Below are 16,924 nucleotides of genomic sequence, written 5' to 3' on the forward strand. Positions count from 1 at the left end.
CTTTTTTTTATTGTATTTTAATATATCCTTCAGAAATACCTTTTATTTTCTCATCAAATTATTAATTCTTTTTTAGGACATGATATAGGGGACATGTCTTCTTTTTTCGAAGATTCATTGCTTTTTCATCCATGGTATAACTTCATTCCACGTTCATGTTCATCTTCTTTAGCACGTGATTGAATGTTAAAATCGGATAAAATTTATATTAATTCAAATAAACAAATTAATATTATTGAATGTTAATCAAATATTTTTTATTAGGGGGATGCATTTATGAAGGCTAGTTATTTATTATTTCTTCTGATGATATTGCTTCTATCATTATCTGTAGTATCGGCAGATTCAAACACTACTGATGTTGACGATACGACTACTTCACTTGTCGGTGAAAAAACAGATAATAATCAAGTAGAAGTTTATGAAGATGCAAAAGACATTAAGAAAGGGGCAATTACAACCAGGCTAACAAGGGATAATTATAACCAATACTTCAAGGAAGATTCAAAAACAAACATGACAGCCACTACGGGACTTGTCTATAGCGGGGATACCATCAACTTGGAAGGAAGCTTTGAAAACGTCAATTTCACCTTGGACAAAGAGAATCTGACATTGACCAGCATAAATAAAAACGCTAAACTTATCAACTGTACGGTATCCGTAACTGCCAAAAACTGCAGGGTATCAAACCTCAACATCAATAATACGAACGAGTACGGTTTGGGAATATTCGTCAACCATACAACCAACGCCACGGTATATAATAACACGGTATTCGTACAGAACCTATATGCATACGGCATAGTATGTGACAGGATGATGAATTCAACAATAGAATCCAACAACATAACCAGTAAAAGGGTTGATAATCCCCCTTTATTTTCAAACTATAAGCAGTGTGCGGTGGTATTGACAACATCCCACCACAACAGCATACTCAACAATAGGGTAAACTGTACATTCGCAAACGGCATATATCTGAGCGTCTACGGCTCAGTATTTATGGAGGGAGGATACAGCGATAACAACCTCATCGAGGGAAACTATGTCCTGGGTGGAGATACGGTATGGTGCTATACTATACAAGTCATGGGTTCAAACAACGTCATAAGAAAAAACACGGTACTTGGTGGACATAGGGGAGTGTCCTGTGAGGGAAATAAGAACAACACTATCATAGAAAACAACATTCATGCAATTATGCAGGCAGTACATACGAGTGGAATATGTACTGTAGTAAACAACAACATTACTGTAGATCAGTCAGCCGTAGGTGTTTATACCGGAGATGCTAATGTAACAATAGAAAATAATAGAATTAACTCAGTCAACTCTCCGGCAATAAAGATAGCTTCAAGCAACGTAAAGATAAACGGCAACGTCATCACTTCATCAAACAGCTATGGAATATACTCCAAAGGAGCCCATAAGAACATCAACATAACAAACAACAACATCACCAGTCAGGAAACAGGAATACTCTTTGAAAAACAGTCAAAGACTAAACGTGTAAACAACATACTTGTACATAATAACAAGATAAACTCAAAATCAACATATGCGATAGACTTCTCACAGGCCGGCTCCCTTCAAGAGGATGAAATCCATGTAAACGTAACAAAAAACAATGTACTGTTATCAAGTAAGGGAAGTGGACTGGTAAATGCTTATCTGCCACCAACGGCACTAATCGGTTCTGTTGTGGTTGAAAAGGGAATCAATGCAACAGTAACTATGTCCAACTACCATACATACTTCAACGCCGAAGGTATCTCAAAGCCTGTAATTACTCCAAACTCAAACATCACCCTAAAAGGAGTGTTTAATGACGTTGATTTCCAGTTTACAAATCAGGTAAATGTCGTCGGACAAAACTGTATCATCAACATGGGAAGCATAATATTATCTGAGGATGCATCACTAAGCAGTCTGAGAAATATCAGAATAAACAATACCAAAAAAACGAACAACGTAAACAGACATGCAATAGAACTTATCGAGGTAAACAATTGTAACATAACCAACATAACAATAGACAATTATGACTTGGCCGAAAGTATTGGAATACTGGTATATTCATCCAGTGGAAATACAATATCCAACAATAACATCTCAACAAGTGGAAACTACGTAAATGATGGAATATTCATATACACATCGGACATAAACACCATTAAAAACAACACAGTCCTCATCAACCAGGGCAATAATCCTTATGAGGATTATGGAGAGATAATGTTTAGCGAAAGGCTTGGAACAATAAAGAATATCCAGCATGAACACGCTATAGTTATGATATATTCCTCATCAAATGCAATAGACCATAATATCATAAGCAGCAAATCCCAATTTAAGTCTTATATCCGTCCAAGCGAGGAGTTACAAAACAGTTTGACAGGTATAAAAATCTACTATGACAGTCATTCAAACAACGTCACATACAATCAGGTATACCTTGACAGTTATGCACCATACACCATTGGAATGAGTGTTGTGGGAGCTCCTACTGCCAGTACGCTTCTCCGATTGAACTCATCAAACAACCTCTTTAGAAAAAATACGGTCAAGGTTCTTGGAGGATACTCCACAACCGGATTTATCGCAGGAACAAACAGTGTTGACACAACAGTCAATCAGAACACCCTCACAATAACACCTAGAAGAAGTGCAAAATACTACGCCGATTACGGCTATGGATTAGTACTTAATTCAACTGCACGCTTAAACTTTACAAACAACAACGTTACCAGTAAGGCATCCTCCACATATAATGTCCTCTTGGATCATTCAAATTACAACAAAATATGTGAAAACATATTCAAGGTGAAGGGAACAAAACCATATGGAGTTGCAAGTACTCTTTCAACACATAACACCATCAGAGAAAACATATTCGACATAACTATGAAAAACTATGGAACAACCACTCCAATTGACGAACAGGTAATAGACAGTGGTGACTATGGGGTATATCTAAGTAAAAAATCACACAATAATTCAATAACGGCCAATACGATAAAAACCAATGCATTATGGGCTGTGATGGTTGGAGAGGATTGCGTACAAAACAACATAACAAACAATTCGCTTCAATCAAACAAGACATTCGGTGACAGGGCAGTAAAAAATGAATCAAAAGCATTGATTCAAAACAATTACCTATATCCAATAAAGTGCAGTGCAAAGAATGTTGATGGAATTGTCGGTTCAAACATTACTCTAATAGCATATATGAGTTCAAGAACAAAAGACTTATCCAACGTAACGGCAACATTCAGGTTAGGTGATGTTGTAGTGGGAAAAAGCAAGATAACCGATGGAAAGGTAAGTGTTGTCTATCAGATACCTTCCTATTGGAGAGCTGCCAATTATGATATTATCGTAGTGATGGGTGGTACGAACTTCCAGAACTCAACTGCACGTGCAACAGCCACAATAACCAAAAATGCAACAAAGACTGTCATAACTGCAAATAAGGTACTTGGAACTCCGGGTTCAACAGTTCAAATGAATGCCACAGTAAGGGATATATATGGAAACAACATGAACGGCAAGGTGGACTTCATATTAAACGGTACAAAAGTTGCCACAAAAACCTTAACTGATGGAAAGGCAACTTACTCTCATAAAATACCTTCAAACAGTCCTATTACAACAATACCTCTTGTAATAAAATATCAGGGAAATGATCAATTCGCTCCTTCAGAGTTATCAACAATACTTGGCATACAAAACAAGGTAACGGCCACGGTATACTACTCCAATGCAACAATCGGTTCACCTATCGTCTTCAAGGCAAAATTCACACAAAACGGCAAGGCATTAACCGGTGGAAAGGTGGCAGTAAAAATCAATGGATTAACAATAGGAACATGCAACATCATAAATGGAATGGCAACATACAACTATGTAATACCGGTAGGCTACAGTGTATTCCAGAAACACGTCGTACAGTTTGTATATGGTGGAACAGATACGTTGACATCTGCCAGAGCAGAAAGGGCATTTGATGTATATCCTATGAAGACGGTGATACAGTTAAACAGGACAAGTGCTAAGGTCGGTCAAAATATCACCATGAAAGTACGCATAACCAATGAATCATTAACTCATAACGCGGTATCTGGTAAGGTGGCACTAAAAATTAAGGGCGTAACTGTAAAAGATGCCGACGGCAATCCAATAGTTGCCGTTCCACAGAAAGGTATAGTGAATATTAAAATACCTATAACAAAGTCACTGATAGGAAACAATACGATCACTGTGACATATAGTGGAAATAACCGTTTAACAGGTGCAAGAGTAGACTTTAAGGACATACTTGTGGTTAGCAGTTAACTCCTCTTTAATTTATTTTTTTAATCAGACAAGAAATCATCTTTAATTTTATTCTCCTCCTGAAACTTTGTTTTTTTGTTAATTTTATCTATTTAGCGAATATTTCTAATGCTGTTGTATGGGTCATTTTTCCCTTAAAACAGCCTCACTGCTAACGGTGGGGGGTTGTATGTAATAATAATCTCGACTTCCAACATGCATGCAGTGGATGGCAAAAAAAGCCCAATATACTGGCTAATATTAAAATACTTTTGACCAAGTTTCGTAAATCTAACAGTACTAGTTATTTTATAATTATCTGTCTTTCTTATTTCATAGCATTCATTACTGGATTTATTCCAGTACTTCTCATCCCATCAATCGAATTTTTTTCATTAGCCAAAAAAAGTATGTTACAGTCTGAAATAATTGGAATATCAACTTAATTAAAAGAAGAAAAAATGTTATTAAAATCATTCTGACATCAATGATATAACAATTAAACTTTACTCGATTAAATTTAGGATAAATGATTTATAACATTTCTTCCATATATATATAGCTTAATAACTATGTGTAATAATTAATTTGAATGCTTTATTAAAAGAATCAGAATAAATACTTTATTTTTAATTATTCTACTCTATTAATGTCCAATTTAAAAAGCTGCAAATAACCAAAAAGGTTCTGTCCTTTTTTTTATTGGATTCAATCAATTTATTGTTACGTTAGTCTTATTAAGTTATATGCATTAGAAACTTTAACCGGAATTTCCTAGAAATATATTCTAGAATAACTGTTATTCTAGAGTAAATAATTATGAAGTCAGGTTATTGTTCTAATAATAATTATGTTTCATGAAGTTTTTACATGAACATATAATAATTACCACAAAAAATGGAGGAATAAAAAACACATGTTGAGTAAGAAACATATAGTTATCTTCATGGCATTACTTGTTTTTTGTATGAGTGTAGCAGTAGCAGCAGATACTAATGACACTGCCAGTGTTAACTCTGATGTAGCTGATACAGTTGAAGTAGATACAAGTAATGTTCAAACACAGACAGTTGCAAGTGTAAGGGAAGATAATAATCAAAAAATAGTTAAAGAAAGTAAAACGGTTAAAAACGATGAAAATGACCCTGTACTTGTAACTACAAGTACACAGTTTGATGATTTATTTGAGGATGTGTCTACAAATATACATCAAATTAAAAGTGAATATACTGGTAAAACAATTAAAATCAATACTGATATAACAAAAAATGAACAGTCATACATTATTAATATTCTTATAACATTAACCAGTGACAATAATAATACCATTGACTTAAATACCAGTAACGGTTATGAAAATACTATTATACCACGTTGGACTTCTATAAACTTTACAAGTGGAGCATCAGGTTCCAGAATAAGTAATATGCAATTTTATAATACACAAATATTTGTAAAAGGAGCTAATGATATAGAATTCTATAACAACACATTAAACAACGGTGCATCATTTAGTGGAGCACAATGTAGTCTTGTAGCAGGAAACACATTCACAGGAACAGTAACCATAGCAAAAAATTCAACCGTAAAAAACAACATATTCTACAAAACAGCAACAATAAATCAAAACTCTGACATAATAGACAACCAATTTAATGGTACAGTAACAATTAAAAAATACTCAAACGTTAAGGACAATATATTCAATGACACAGTAACAATAAATGAATACTCTAACGTTACAAACAACATATTCCGATCAGATGTTATACTAAAAAATAATGTAAACTTCAAAAATAATAACGCAGAAAACTCAACAGTATATGTAATTGGTGCAAATTGTGATTTATGTGGAAATAGGATTAATACATTAGTAATTTCTGCATACCCAGTTTATGTTTGTAGAGATAATATTTTTACTAATTATCCAACAGATCCAAATATTTCCTGGTATTTTCATGGTTCAAGAAATAGTAATTTAGATAAAAACTATTTACGTTCAGTAAAAACCTCAAGTGTAACAGAGGGAATAGAGTATGAAGAAATTGATATTGATGATGAAGAAACTTTTTTAAAATACTTCCGTTATCAAGAACAAGGTGAGGCATGGTTACCTCTTGGTACACACATTACTGGAAATACAAGATTTAAATTAGGTTATTTCCCAGAAAAAGGTAAATTATTTTATTTAATGCTTCCAGTTTATGGTCAATATATGGACAGTCACTTTTCAATAGTTGGGAAGAATAATCTTACATTAAATAACGTTGGTTTTTATGTTGTTGGAACACATTGTTCCATATCCAATTTTAATTTAGTTTATGACTTAGAAGATGAAACTGACAATATACAACCAGTTGCTTGCCAAGATTTTGGTATGTCTGGTTGTTATATTGAGTTTGATAATTTAAATATTACCTTAAACTGTGAATATGGAACAATTAACACAGTCTTTGGAACAACTAAATCAAATAATTTGGGTAATATAATTCTTCAAAATTCAACAATTAATGTTAAATGTCCAGCTAGCTCATTTGCAGTAATAAGTAACAATGCAGAGAATACTAAAATATTAAACAATATAATTAACATTGAAGAAAAGTATAATGTTGGTGATAATCCTTATATTATAGGAATATATGGGGATGTAAATTCTACTTTAAACCACAATTCCAATAATGTAACTTGTATTAATAATATAATTAATATGAATGGTGAATCCACACTCATAGCAATAAAAATAGGGGGTAACACCAATACAATTACAAACAACAACATAACAGTAACCACAACAGGAACAGCAAACGGAGTAGAACTCACAGGAAACGACAACATAGTAAAAAACAATAAAATATCCGCTAATGACAAAACAGGTAACGATGCAGTAACTGCAACCGGCGAAAACAATATAGTGGAAAACAATACCGCATCTGAAGCTGATACCCGTATACCTACAAGCATCGAATTAAACTATGATGGCACTCCTATTGATGTGGGACAACAATTAGTTATTCGTGGAGCATTCAAGGCAGGTAAAGATGAAACAGGTGCCGAAGACATCAAAGTATATGATAACAACGAATTGATTGCAACCATCAATACCATTGATGAATTTGGTACAATCACATATGCATATATTCCAACAGTAAGTGGAAGTCATAATATAACCTTTGCATTTGAAGGAAATGACACCTGCAAAAATACATCCACCACCATAACAGTAGAAGTAAATGAAGTAATAGAACCAACAAAAGAATACACACTTAAAGTAGACACAACCGAATTCACACAAGGTGAAACCACAACAATCACAGCAAGTATATACTATGGCGATGAAAACGAACAAGAAATAGCAACAAACATAAGCAAAGGAAAAATATCATTCAAAGTAAATGGTAAAACACTTAAAGATGCTAACGGTAAGGTAATCTACGCCAAAGTAGTAAACGGTACGGCAACAATAGAAAACTACCCAATACCAGAATCATGGAAGGAAGGTTCAACCATACAAGCCGTATACTCAGGATCAACTGATCTTGAAAAAATGTCAAGCGAAAAAACAGAAATCACAATAACCACAACCGAACCAACAATCACAACAGAAGACATAACCACTCAAGCCGGAGCTATAATCACACTCAAAGCAACAATAAACACCGACGTCACAATAAACACCGGTAAAATAGTCTTCAAAATAAACGGAAAAACAGTAAAAGACACAAACGGCAAAGTAATCTATGCCAAAGTATCAAACAACGAGGTAACAGTAGAATACACATTACCAGAAGAATACACCACAGGCACATACAACATCACAGCCGTATTTATCTCACCAGACTATGAACGCCTGGAAGATACCAAAACCTTGACAATCACAGCATAAACATGCATTTGTTGTTTAAATATAATAGGAGAAACGTTTTATTTATTATAAAACATTTTTATCCTACCTTTTTTTTTTATTAATGTTTTTTTGTCTTTGATTTTTGAAATACTCTTTTTTTTAAGTCTTGTATGTTGTTTTTTGCTAAACATATGGGAGACATTATTAATTTTATTGCTTATGAAGAGATACTGCTAATTAAATGTTTGGAGCATGAAAAGAAAAGTATAATGTTTTGTTAGATTTAAATACAATAATATGATTCAATGTGACTGATAATCAAAATCATAGAAACAATAATATTTTTACTGGAAATGGTTCTAGCTTATATGTGTGGGGGTTTAATCAAGTAAATGATTTCAAGAATGGAAAAATCTTGAAAATATTTTTTTGTTGTGATAAACAATCGTTTTTCCTCCTTTAATCTAAGTACAATATTTTTTTATTTTATTTGCGAGTTATTAACATAGTTATGGGTTATTTTTGCTTGAAACAGCATTCTTTGCTAGCAGGATTTGTGGATTGTATGGGAGTTAAATGTCTAATCATATTCTTATATATTGGGATAATATAATGCTAATTAAAGGCTGCTGATGGTTAATACAATAGAAACAGAATTTGGTTCGTACAAAGCCATTAAAGAGGAGTATTATGTTATTTAAGGATAAATTATAATCTATTTTTATAAAAGTTTCGGGAAAAGACATGGAAAACTTTTTTTTGACTCTCTAATAATTTTACAATTAATATAATCAAACTAATATGTTCTATTTATTTAAGATGATAAATATAAATATCGAATTAATCATAGTAAAAAGTATAAGAAATAATAATTTAATATTTGGTGATAGTATGTTTAATAGGATTAAAATTGCCAAAAATTTTGCAAAAAGAATTAAATCGGATAAGATTAATCAAATTATATTGTTTGGATCGGTGGCACGTGGGGATGATGGGGAAGATTCTGATATAGATATATTAATTATATCACCAAATTTAAATGAAATTCAAGATGACGTGGATGATGAGGTAGTTGAAGTTATTTTAGAAACAAATCAATTTATATCTGCTCATTTAATGACTACAGAACATTTTAATAAAACCAAAAGTAATTCTTTTTTAAGAAATGTTCTAAAGGACGGTGTTGTAATTGGATGAAGTTGAGGGATATGTTAAATTAAGTCAGGAACATATTGAATCTAGTCTAATATTGCTTGAAGCAAAGAAATATCGAAGTTCAATATCTAGTTCTTATTATGCAATGTTTTCAATAGCAAAAGCATTACTTATTAAAGAAGGTATTGAAACTTCAAAACATTCTGGTGTTACAAGTTTCTTTGGTCAATATATTGTAAAAGGTAAAGGTTTTGATAAAACGGTATACAAATATCTCACTCGAGCTAAAACCTATAGGAAGCAAGCGGATTATGATTGTACTACTGAATTGGATGAAAGTGATGCAAAAACTATTTATAATCGTGCCATAATTTTTATTCAAGAATCAAAAAAGTTTTTATAATCATTTTAGCTAACAAATTTGCTTGAGATGTACGTTTGAAAAAGGACAACTATGCTCCTGAAAGAAGAGGGAAAGTCAACCTCTCTAAATCTCTCACTATAAAATATTATTTTGTAAAATGAAACTCGTTTTTTAATTAAAAAATTCATTGTATCTTTTTTTGTCTTTAATTTACCCCTCTTACGGATTTTTTATGATTTACTAAAAAATTCTATTAACCACCATTTACATAAATAATTAATAATAAAGAAAATATTTTTTAAGGATTAATTATTATGTTGAAAACAGATATTCTTGGTATGAAATTATCCAATCCCCTCTTTTTGGCAGCGGGTATTCTCGGAACTACTGCTAGTAGTATGAGGATGGTTGCTGAATCCGGAGCAGGGGGAATTGTAACAAAGTCGTTTAGTCTTGAAGCTAATGACGGTTATGATAATCCGACAATAGTAAAGATTGAAGGTGGAGTAATTAACTCCGTTGGACTTGCCAGTCCTGGAGTGGAGGAAAAAACAAAGGAACTAATTGAATTGGAGGATATTCGTGATAAGACACCTGTAGTTGCATCAATATATGGTGATAGTGAAGAGGTATTCTGTGAAGTGGCCAAGCGTACAAGGGAGTATGTTGATGCTTTTGAATTGAATGTCTCATGTCCTCATGCAAAGTGTGGCTTTGGATCAAATATTGGTGAAAATCCGGACATGACATATGACATCGTCAAGGCAGTCAAGGATGAAATAAAAGACACTCCTATAATTGTAAAGCTAACGCCTAACGTGACTGATATTACAGAAATAGCCAAAGCAGCAGAAAATGCGGGGGCTGATGCTCTTACGTTAATCAACAGTGTGGGTCCGGGTCTTCGAATAGACTATAAGACGTCCCGGCCAATACTTAACAATGTACTGGGTGGTATTGCAGGGCCAATGATAAAGCCGATAGCATTGAAGTGTGTCTATAAGACATATCAGACTGTGGACATTCCAATATTTGGGGTTGGTGGAATACGTGACTATAAGGATGCATTGGAATTTTTCTATGCAGGTGCAAGTCTGCTGCAGATAGGTACATCCATAATGTATGACGGACCGGAGATATTCAGTAAGATATCACAGGACTTGGAAGCATTTCTTGAAGAAGAAGGATATAATAGTATAAGTGAGATTATAGGATTAACTCATAGATTAGAGTAGGAGGTGTTTTAAGTGATAAGTAACGTTTATGATGATGAGGTGCCAAAGGTTGTTAAAATTAAGGAAACAATAATTGAAACACCAACGGTTAAGACATTCATATTTCCCTTTGAAATTACGGATGATATTCATCCTGGACAATTTGTAATGGTATGGGATTTAAGCAATGAAAAGCCGATGACCATTTCAATTATTGATAAAGAAAATAATCTCATGGGAATTACCGTCCGTAAAGCGGGACCGTTTACAAATAATCTGTATGATAATGTGGATGTCGGGGATTATCTGGGAATTCGTGGACCATATGGTCATGGATATGATCTGTCCGGTTATAAAAGGATATTGGCAGTTGGTGGAGGGTCAGGTGTTGCAAGTCTTGGACCGATAGCCTCATTCTATGATAATGTTGAGTTTATCTCGGCTGCCAGTTGCAAGGATGAACTGGTATTTGTCGATAGATTTGATAAGCTGGAAATAGATGTACGTGAGTGTACTGATGATGGCAGCTGTGGTTATAAGGGTTTCAGCACGCAACTGGCCGATGAGCTATTATCCACGGGGGACTATGATATAGTTATAGGCTGTGGACCTGAGATAATGTCCTATAAGTTGTATGAACTGGCAGATAAGTATGATATTGACTGTCAATTGGCACTTGACAGATATATGAAGTGTGGATTGGGTATATGTGGTCAGTGTTGTATGGATGATACCGGCTGGCGTGTATGTGTTGAAGGACCGGTCTTTGATAAAAAGCAGTTGGGTATGTTATCGGAGTTCGGTAAGTATCGACGTGATGCATCGGGCAGTATTGTTGATTATTAATCTCCTCTTTTTTTATCTTTTATTATAATTCATTTTCTATTTGATTTTGTGGTGGATGGTATCTACAAAGCTTTGCCAGTTAAGTTTGACTATTTTTGTTATTTTATCCGATTTTCTGATGCGGATTGTGTCATTTGTTCTTATTTCATAGGGATTGCCGTCACTTAATACATATGCCTGGGTGTTATTTCTAAGTTCTGTAATTTTAATTTCTATCAGTGCATCGTCTGAGAATACTACGCTTCTATTTAGTAGTGTGTGGGCTGCTATGGGGGTGACTGTTAATATGCATGCTGTTGGATCAACTATCGGTCCTCCACATGATAGGTTATATGCCGTTGAACCTGTAGGGGTACAGACTATTATTCCATCAGCCGTGTATGAATTGATTAATCGTCCATTAACTATTGTATCGAAACGTACTACTCCAAAGCTATTTTTTGATATTGCTATTTCATTTAATGCATCTTCAATTTCTATAATTTCTCCATTTTCTTTTATTATTTCTGCCTTTAACATCATACGTTCTTCGATGAAGTATTTCTTATTAATCAGGTCATTTATTGCCTTGTCAATTTCATCCGGATTTATATCTGTAAGATATCCTAATGTTCCACAGTTTATTCCTATAAGGGGAGCTGTTGCTAGTTTTGAGGATTTTAAGAATGTGCCGTCTCCACCGATTGAACAGATCAGCTTAGCCTCTTCTGGATTATCACAGATTTTCAGGTCATGTCTCTTGCATATTGAGATTAGTTTTTCTTTTGTTCGGATGGCTTTTTTGTTATATTTATCGACATTTATAAAGAGCGTCATATTAATATCTATGTTTTAATTGTGATATATATCCTTTTGAATATGTGACTATCGGTTATTTGAATGGGTATAGGGATATGTATTTTTTGCTTGCATTATCTTTCAGATTCCTATTTTTGCAACACTTCTCCCGATTTCTTTTTGTTCTAACATCTAAGTTATAACTTATAACTTATAACTAATAAATTATAACATTTATTTTTGCAATGATTTGTCATTTTTTTAATTTAATTTTCTAAAAGATAGTATAAAAAGAAATTAGGTGGTTAAATTAACTTTGTTTGGATACTTTCACCTATTATTTCATCAAATTCCAAACCTTTGCTGAATGCCAAGTCAACGTTTACCCTATAGTTTCCGTTACGTGTCACATGTAGATCTTCAAGTTTGATAAATCTCCATTTTTTACGAATAAACTTAGCACCAACATATGCTGTTGCACCGAATATGTTAGAAAATTCAATCAGATTCTCAATCTTTTCTTGATCTATATAGATGTGTTCTTGTCTTGTGGATTTTACTTCTATTGCCAAATATAATTTGCCGTTTCCTGCAAGTACGTCCGGAAGGGGTCTTTTGGTAGCACCACCACTGGCCGGTGCCCTCATAGCTGCAAAACCGGCATCCCATAATCTGTTTACCAAGTCTCTTTCTTCAGTAGAACCTTTTTTGCTCATGTTATTTTGTTCCTTAATAATTGTCTATTATTATATTATGTTAAAGGTGTATAATTATATTTTAAACATGCATGATTTATGCCAGAGTAACTTTTTAAAACAAAATCTTTCTATAACATTTGGAACGATTGTTATACTGATTGAATTAGGATGACTTGACAAAAAAAATTTTGAAAATAAATGGGAAAATTTCATTTTATTTTGATTGCATTATACTTAAAATTTCAAGTTATTATTTCACTTGTTATGGATAACACTATAAAAATAAAAGTATTGTTCTTTATTTTAAATGGTATATTATTAAAAATATTTGTTTTTAAACTTTCACATGTATATCATTTATCTTGAAAAGACAAGTTTTTACTATCACAGTTTAAATCCTGTTCCTATAAATAATGCAACGTCACGTCCTATATCATCATAAACGTCCACATTGATTATACTTTTGGTTCTTCCATTTTTTTTACAAATCTAAGAGTAAAACTTTTTTTTGTTGTGAATTAATTTATGCCAAGTCTTAAAAAGTAAATATAATATGGGATTTGGTTGATTTTTTCATGTCTTTTTACAGTATTGTCTTGGAACTATCCAGAAAATGGATTTTTATTGAAATTGAAAAATCAATATCGTAGTTATACGTAATTTTTCAGATTTTACATGTAGTATTCTAAATCTATAAATAATATAAAAACTATTAATATTTACTTGGACATATCATTATTTATTAAATAGATTTTCAAGGGATTTTCATGGTATATAGTATTGATGAAATTAGGGATATTGTAATTCCAATAGTTAAAGAGTATGGAGTTGCTAAAATAAGTCTTTTTGGATCATATGCCAAAGGAAAAGCAACTGATGAAAGTGATTTGGATTTTATAATGGATAAAGGTGATTTAGTAGGTTTACAATATTTCTCATTATTAAATAAATTGGAAAATGCCTTTAATTGCAAAGTTAATTTAATCACAACTGGTTTTTCAAATAAAGATTTTTTAAATAGGATTCATAATGAAGAAGTGTTACTCTATGAACGATAAGGATAAAAAATTTGGAATATTTGTTATATCATTGTAAAAGACTGCAAAGACATGTTGATTATTTTGTTGATGATTGGATTGAGTATAGTACTAATGAACATTATCAAGCAGCTTGTGGATTAGAGATTGTTGAGATAGGCGAATATATTAAAAGATTGTCTCCATAATTTTTGGAAGAACATCCTCAAATAGATTGGAGTGGCTTAATAGGCTTAAGAATTATTCATGCCCACCATTATGAAGGTATCATGTATGATTTAGTTTGGGAAGTTATTAAAAGAGATATTCCTGAATTGAAGAATTATTTGCAAAAATTATTGTAGTTATATGAAAACTATTTTTTCTATCTTTTTTAATGAGCGATTCATATGTTTATAATCGTTAATTGGTTTTATTCTATTGAATATTGGTTTTATGATATTTAACATCTATTTTTAACATTTAACCCTGTTTAATCAAAAAAAGTTTAAAAGTTGGTTAGATATAGAGTCATAGTTCTAACAACTGGTTATTTTTTTTCAAGTTTAAATCCTGTTCCTATAAATAATGCAACGTCACGTCCTGTATCATCATAAACGTCCACATTGATTATGCTTGTGGTTCTTCCATTTTTTCTACATGTAGCCTTTGCAAATAACTTATTGCCCTTCGGTGCACTTAAGTATGTGATGTTCACGCTTTGGGCTACAGTCAAGGAGTGAATGTTATTGGATAGTGTTGCAAATGCAAAATCTGCCAGTGTAAATATGGCTCCACCCATTACTCCACCATAAGCATTCTTATGGTTGTCATTCAATTCTAGGCTGCATAGGGAATAGTCTTCTGTTAACTCTTCGAGTTTGACTCCATTGTTAGTTGCAAATTTATCTTTCTTGAATTCTTTTCGTGCTTCTTCTGTTGAATTATATACGACCATTTTTTCACCTTCATGTTGTTGTATTTGGATTATTTTTTCTTATTTTTTTATTTATATAATATAAATAATAGCGGTGTTATTTAAAAATAAGCGGATTGACATTTTTGTCAAAGGTCTGCAATATATATCGGGGGGTCATGAATAAAAAAAGGAAATGGGGAATCTATACGATTCCTTGTGCTTGCATAGCTTCTGCTACTTTTTCGAATCCTGCTATGTTAGCACCTGCAACATAATCGTTTCCTTGTTCATATTTGTTACAGCTGTCTTCGATTTGTTTGAAGATGTTTTTCATGATGTTTTCAAGTTTGTTGTCAACTTCTTCGAAGGTCCAGTGTAATCTTTCTGAGTTTTGACTCATTTCAAGAGCTGATACTGCTACTCCACCAGCGTTTGCTGCTTTAGCAGGACCGAATACTACTCCGTTGTCCTGTAGGTATTTTGTTGCTTCAAGTGTTGTAGGCATGTTTGCTCCTTCTACTAATGCGAAGTAGTTGTTTGAAAGTATATTTTTAGCATCTTCTATGTCTACTTCGTTTTGTGTAGCACATGGTAGAGCTACATCTGCTTCTATTGTCCATACTCCTTTACCTTCATGGTATTCAGCTGATGGTCTTTCTGCAGCGTAGTCGCTCATTCTTAATCTTCTTACTTCTTTTATGTCTTTGAGTAATGCTACATCGATTCCATCTGGGTCATATACCCATCCGGTTGAGTCGGATGCTGTTACAGGTTTTGCACCTAATTGTTGTGCTTTTTCAATTGCGTATGTTGCCACGTTTCCTGAACCGGATACTGTAACGGTTTTTCCTTCTAAGCTTTCTCCGTTAGCTTTTAACACTTCATTTGTGAAGTATAATAATCCGTATCCTGTTGCTTCTGTTCTTGCTAATGAACCACCGAAGGTTAATCCTTTACCTGTTAATACTCCTTCGTATTGTTTGGTTAATCTTTTGTATTGTCCGTATAGGTAACCTATTTCGCGACCACCTACACCTATGTCTCCTGCAGGTACGTCTTGGTCTTGTCCGATGTGTCTGTATAATTCGTTCATGAAACTTTGACAGAATGCCATTACTTCACGGTCTGATTTACCTTTAGGGTCGAAGTTTGATCCTCCTTTTCCTCCGCCTATTGGAAGTCCAGTAAGTGAGTTTTTGAATATTTGTTCAAATCCTAAAAATTTGATAATACCTATGTTTACGGAAGGGTGGAATCTTAATCCTCCTTTGTATGGACCGATTGCACTGTTGAATTGTACACGGTATCCTGTGTTTACTTGTACTTGTCCTTGATCGTCTACCCATGGAACTCTGAATTTTATTTGTCTTTCAGGGTTTGCTAATCTTTCTAGAAGTGCATCTTTTCTGTATTGTGCTTCGTTTGCATCTACTACTACTTCTATTGATTTATATACTTCATTTAATGTTTGGTGAAATTCAGGTTCACCTGGGTTTTCTTGTGTAATTTTATCAATTACTTCATCGACATATGACATAATTATTATTCTCCATTGTTTTAGTTTTACTTTCATATGATTAATTTATGAAAATTATAAACAGAAATATACTTCCGATAATAAAGGAAATCATTTTCCGTTCTAACGTATAATAATATGATTGAACTTATATTTAAATTTATTTGTAATTAAATTTCTATGGTGATTTTTAGATAATAAAATAAGCGGCCATGATGATTAACAGCATGCTATTAAATAATAGATATACCTGAA

The 16,924-nt window shown here is 33.0% G+C and carries 12 protein-coding genes; 8 read left to right on the plus strand and 4 right to left on the minus strand.

The genetic code is table 11. From position 1 onward, the window contains the following. Positions 1-276 precede the first annotated feature (276 nt). From AW729_RS08505 to AW729_RS08530, 6 genes are all read left to right on the plus strand, one after another. Positions 277-4,341 carry a right-handed parallel beta-helix repeat-containing protein gene (locus tag AW729_RS08505; protein WP_112124711.1) on the plus strand — a complete coding sequence of 1,355 codons (4,065 nt, stop codon included), beginning with the start codon at positions 277-279 and terminating at the stop codon, positions 4,339-4,341. An 898-nt stretch (positions 4,342-5,239) separates the two neighbouring features. Next, positions 5,240-8,203 (plus strand): Ig-like domain-containing protein, encoded by a 2,964-nt coding sequence (locus AW729_RS08510; protein ID WP_162685872.1) that lies wholly within the window; start codon positions 5,240-5,242, stop codon positions 8,201-8,203. Between the two features lie 852 nt (positions 8,204-9,055). Then, positions 9,056-9,361 (plus strand): nucleotidyltransferase domain-containing protein, encoded by a 306-nt coding sequence (locus AW729_RS08515; RefSeq protein ID WP_112124713.1) that lies wholly within the window; start codon positions 9,056-9,058, stop codon positions 9,359-9,361. Next, positions 9,354-9,722, plus strand: a complete 369-nt coding sequence (locus AW729_RS08520) for a HEPN domain-containing protein (RefSeq protein ID WP_112124714.1) — start codon at positions 9,354-9,356, stop codon at positions 9,720-9,722. Before AW729_RS08515 ends, AW729_RS08520 begins: the two co-directional genes overlap by 8 nt. Positions 9,723-9,997: 275 nt before the next feature. Continuing rightward, entirely contained in the window at positions 9,998-10,918 is a 921-nt protein-coding gene (locus tag AW729_RS08525; protein ID WP_112124715.1) for a dihydroorotate dehydrogenase, read from the plus strand. A 12-nt stretch (positions 10,919-10,930) separates the two neighbouring features. After that, complete coding sequence (locus AW729_RS08530) at positions 10,931-11,743, plus strand: dihydroorotate dehydrogenase electron transfer subunit (protein ID WP_112124716.1); 813 nt, start codon at positions 10,931-10,933, stop codon at positions 11,741-11,743. A gap of 36 nt (positions 11,744-11,779) precedes the next feature. On the opposite strand, the gene AW729_RS08535 is transcribed toward AW729_RS08530, so the two are convergent. Then, positions 11,780-12,559 (minus strand): NAD(+)/NADH kinase, encoded by a 780-nt coding sequence (locus AW729_RS08535; RefSeq protein ID WP_112124717.1) that lies wholly within the window; start codon positions 12,557-12,559, stop codon positions 11,780-11,782. Between the two features lie 266 nt (positions 12,560-12,825). Then, the gene (gene hjc / locus AW729_RS08540) at positions 12,826-13,236 is read right to left on the minus strand and encodes a Holliday junction resolvase Hjc (RefSeq protein ID WP_112124718.1); all 411 of its coding nucleotides are present in this window, start codon (positions 13,234-13,236) and stop codon (positions 12,826-12,828) included. Between the two features lie 749 nt (positions 13,237-13,985). Between hjc and AW729_RS08545 the strand changes: the two genes are divergently transcribed. Further along, positions 13,986-14,276, plus strand: coding sequence for a nucleotidyltransferase family protein (locus AW729_RS08545; protein ID WP_112124719.1), 291 nt, complete (start codon positions 13,986-13,988; stop codon positions 14,274-14,276). 170 nt (positions 14,277-14,446) lie between these two features. After that, positions 14,447-14,599 (plus strand): HepT-like ribonuclease domain-containing protein, encoded by a 153-nt coding sequence (locus AW729_RS11780; protein WP_112124720.1) that lies wholly within the window; start codon positions 14,447-14,449, stop codon positions 14,597-14,599. Positions 14,600-14,784: 185 nt separating this feature from the next. On the opposite strand, the gene AW729_RS08555 is transcribed toward AW729_RS11780, so the two are convergent. Further along, a complete protein-coding gene (locus tag AW729_RS08555) occupies positions 14,785-15,192 on the minus strand; it encodes a PaaI family thioesterase (RefSeq protein ID WP_112124721.1) in 408 nt (135 codons plus the stop codon). Positions 15,193-15,355: 163 nt separating this feature from the next. Next, on the minus strand, positions 15,356-16,690 hold the full coding sequence (gene gdhA, locus AW729_RS08560) for an NADP-specific glutamate dehydrogenase (protein WP_112124722.1): 1,335 nt from the start codon (positions 16,688-16,690) through the stop codon (positions 15,356-15,358). Positions 16,691-16,924: the final 234 nt, after the last annotated feature.

This window comes from Methanosphaera sp. BMS (assembly GCF_003268005.1).
Lineage (GTDB): Archaea > Methanobacteriota > Methanobacteria > Methanobacteriales > Methanobacteriaceae > Methanosphaera.

Excerpts from the sequence above, each read along its gene's own strand:
- AW729_RS08555 (WP_112124721.1), bottom strand. The coding sequence starts at position 15,192 with ATGGTCGTATATAATTCAACAGAAGAAGCACGAAAAGAATTCAAGAAA.
- AW729_RS08535 (WP_112124717.1), bottom strand. The coding sequence starts at position 12,559 with ATGACGCTCTTTATAAATGTCGATAAATATAACAAAAAAGCCATCCGA.
- AW729_RS08505 (WP_112124711.1), top strand. The coding sequence starts at position 277 with ATGAAGGCTAGTTATTTATTATTTCTTCTGATGATATTGCTTCTATCA.
- AW729_RS08525 (WP_112124715.1), top strand. The coding sequence starts at position 9,998 with ATGTTGAAAACAGATATTCTTGGTATGAAATTATCCAATCCCCTCTTT.
- gdhA (WP_112124722.1), bottom strand. The coding sequence starts at position 16,690 with ATGTCATATGTCGATGAAGTAATTGATAAAATTACACAAGAAAACCCA.
- AW729_RS08515 (WP_112124713.1), top strand. The coding sequence starts at position 9,056 with ATGTTTAATAGGATTAAAATTGCCAAAAATTTTGCAAAAAGAATTAAA.
- hjc (WP_112124718.1), bottom strand. The coding sequence starts at position 13,236 with ATGAGCAAAAAAGGTTCTACTGAAGAAAGAGACTTGGTAAACAGATTA.
- AW729_RS08545 (WP_112124719.1), top strand. The coding sequence starts at position 13,986 with ATGGTATATAGTATTGATGAAATTAGGGATATTGTAATTCCAATAGTT.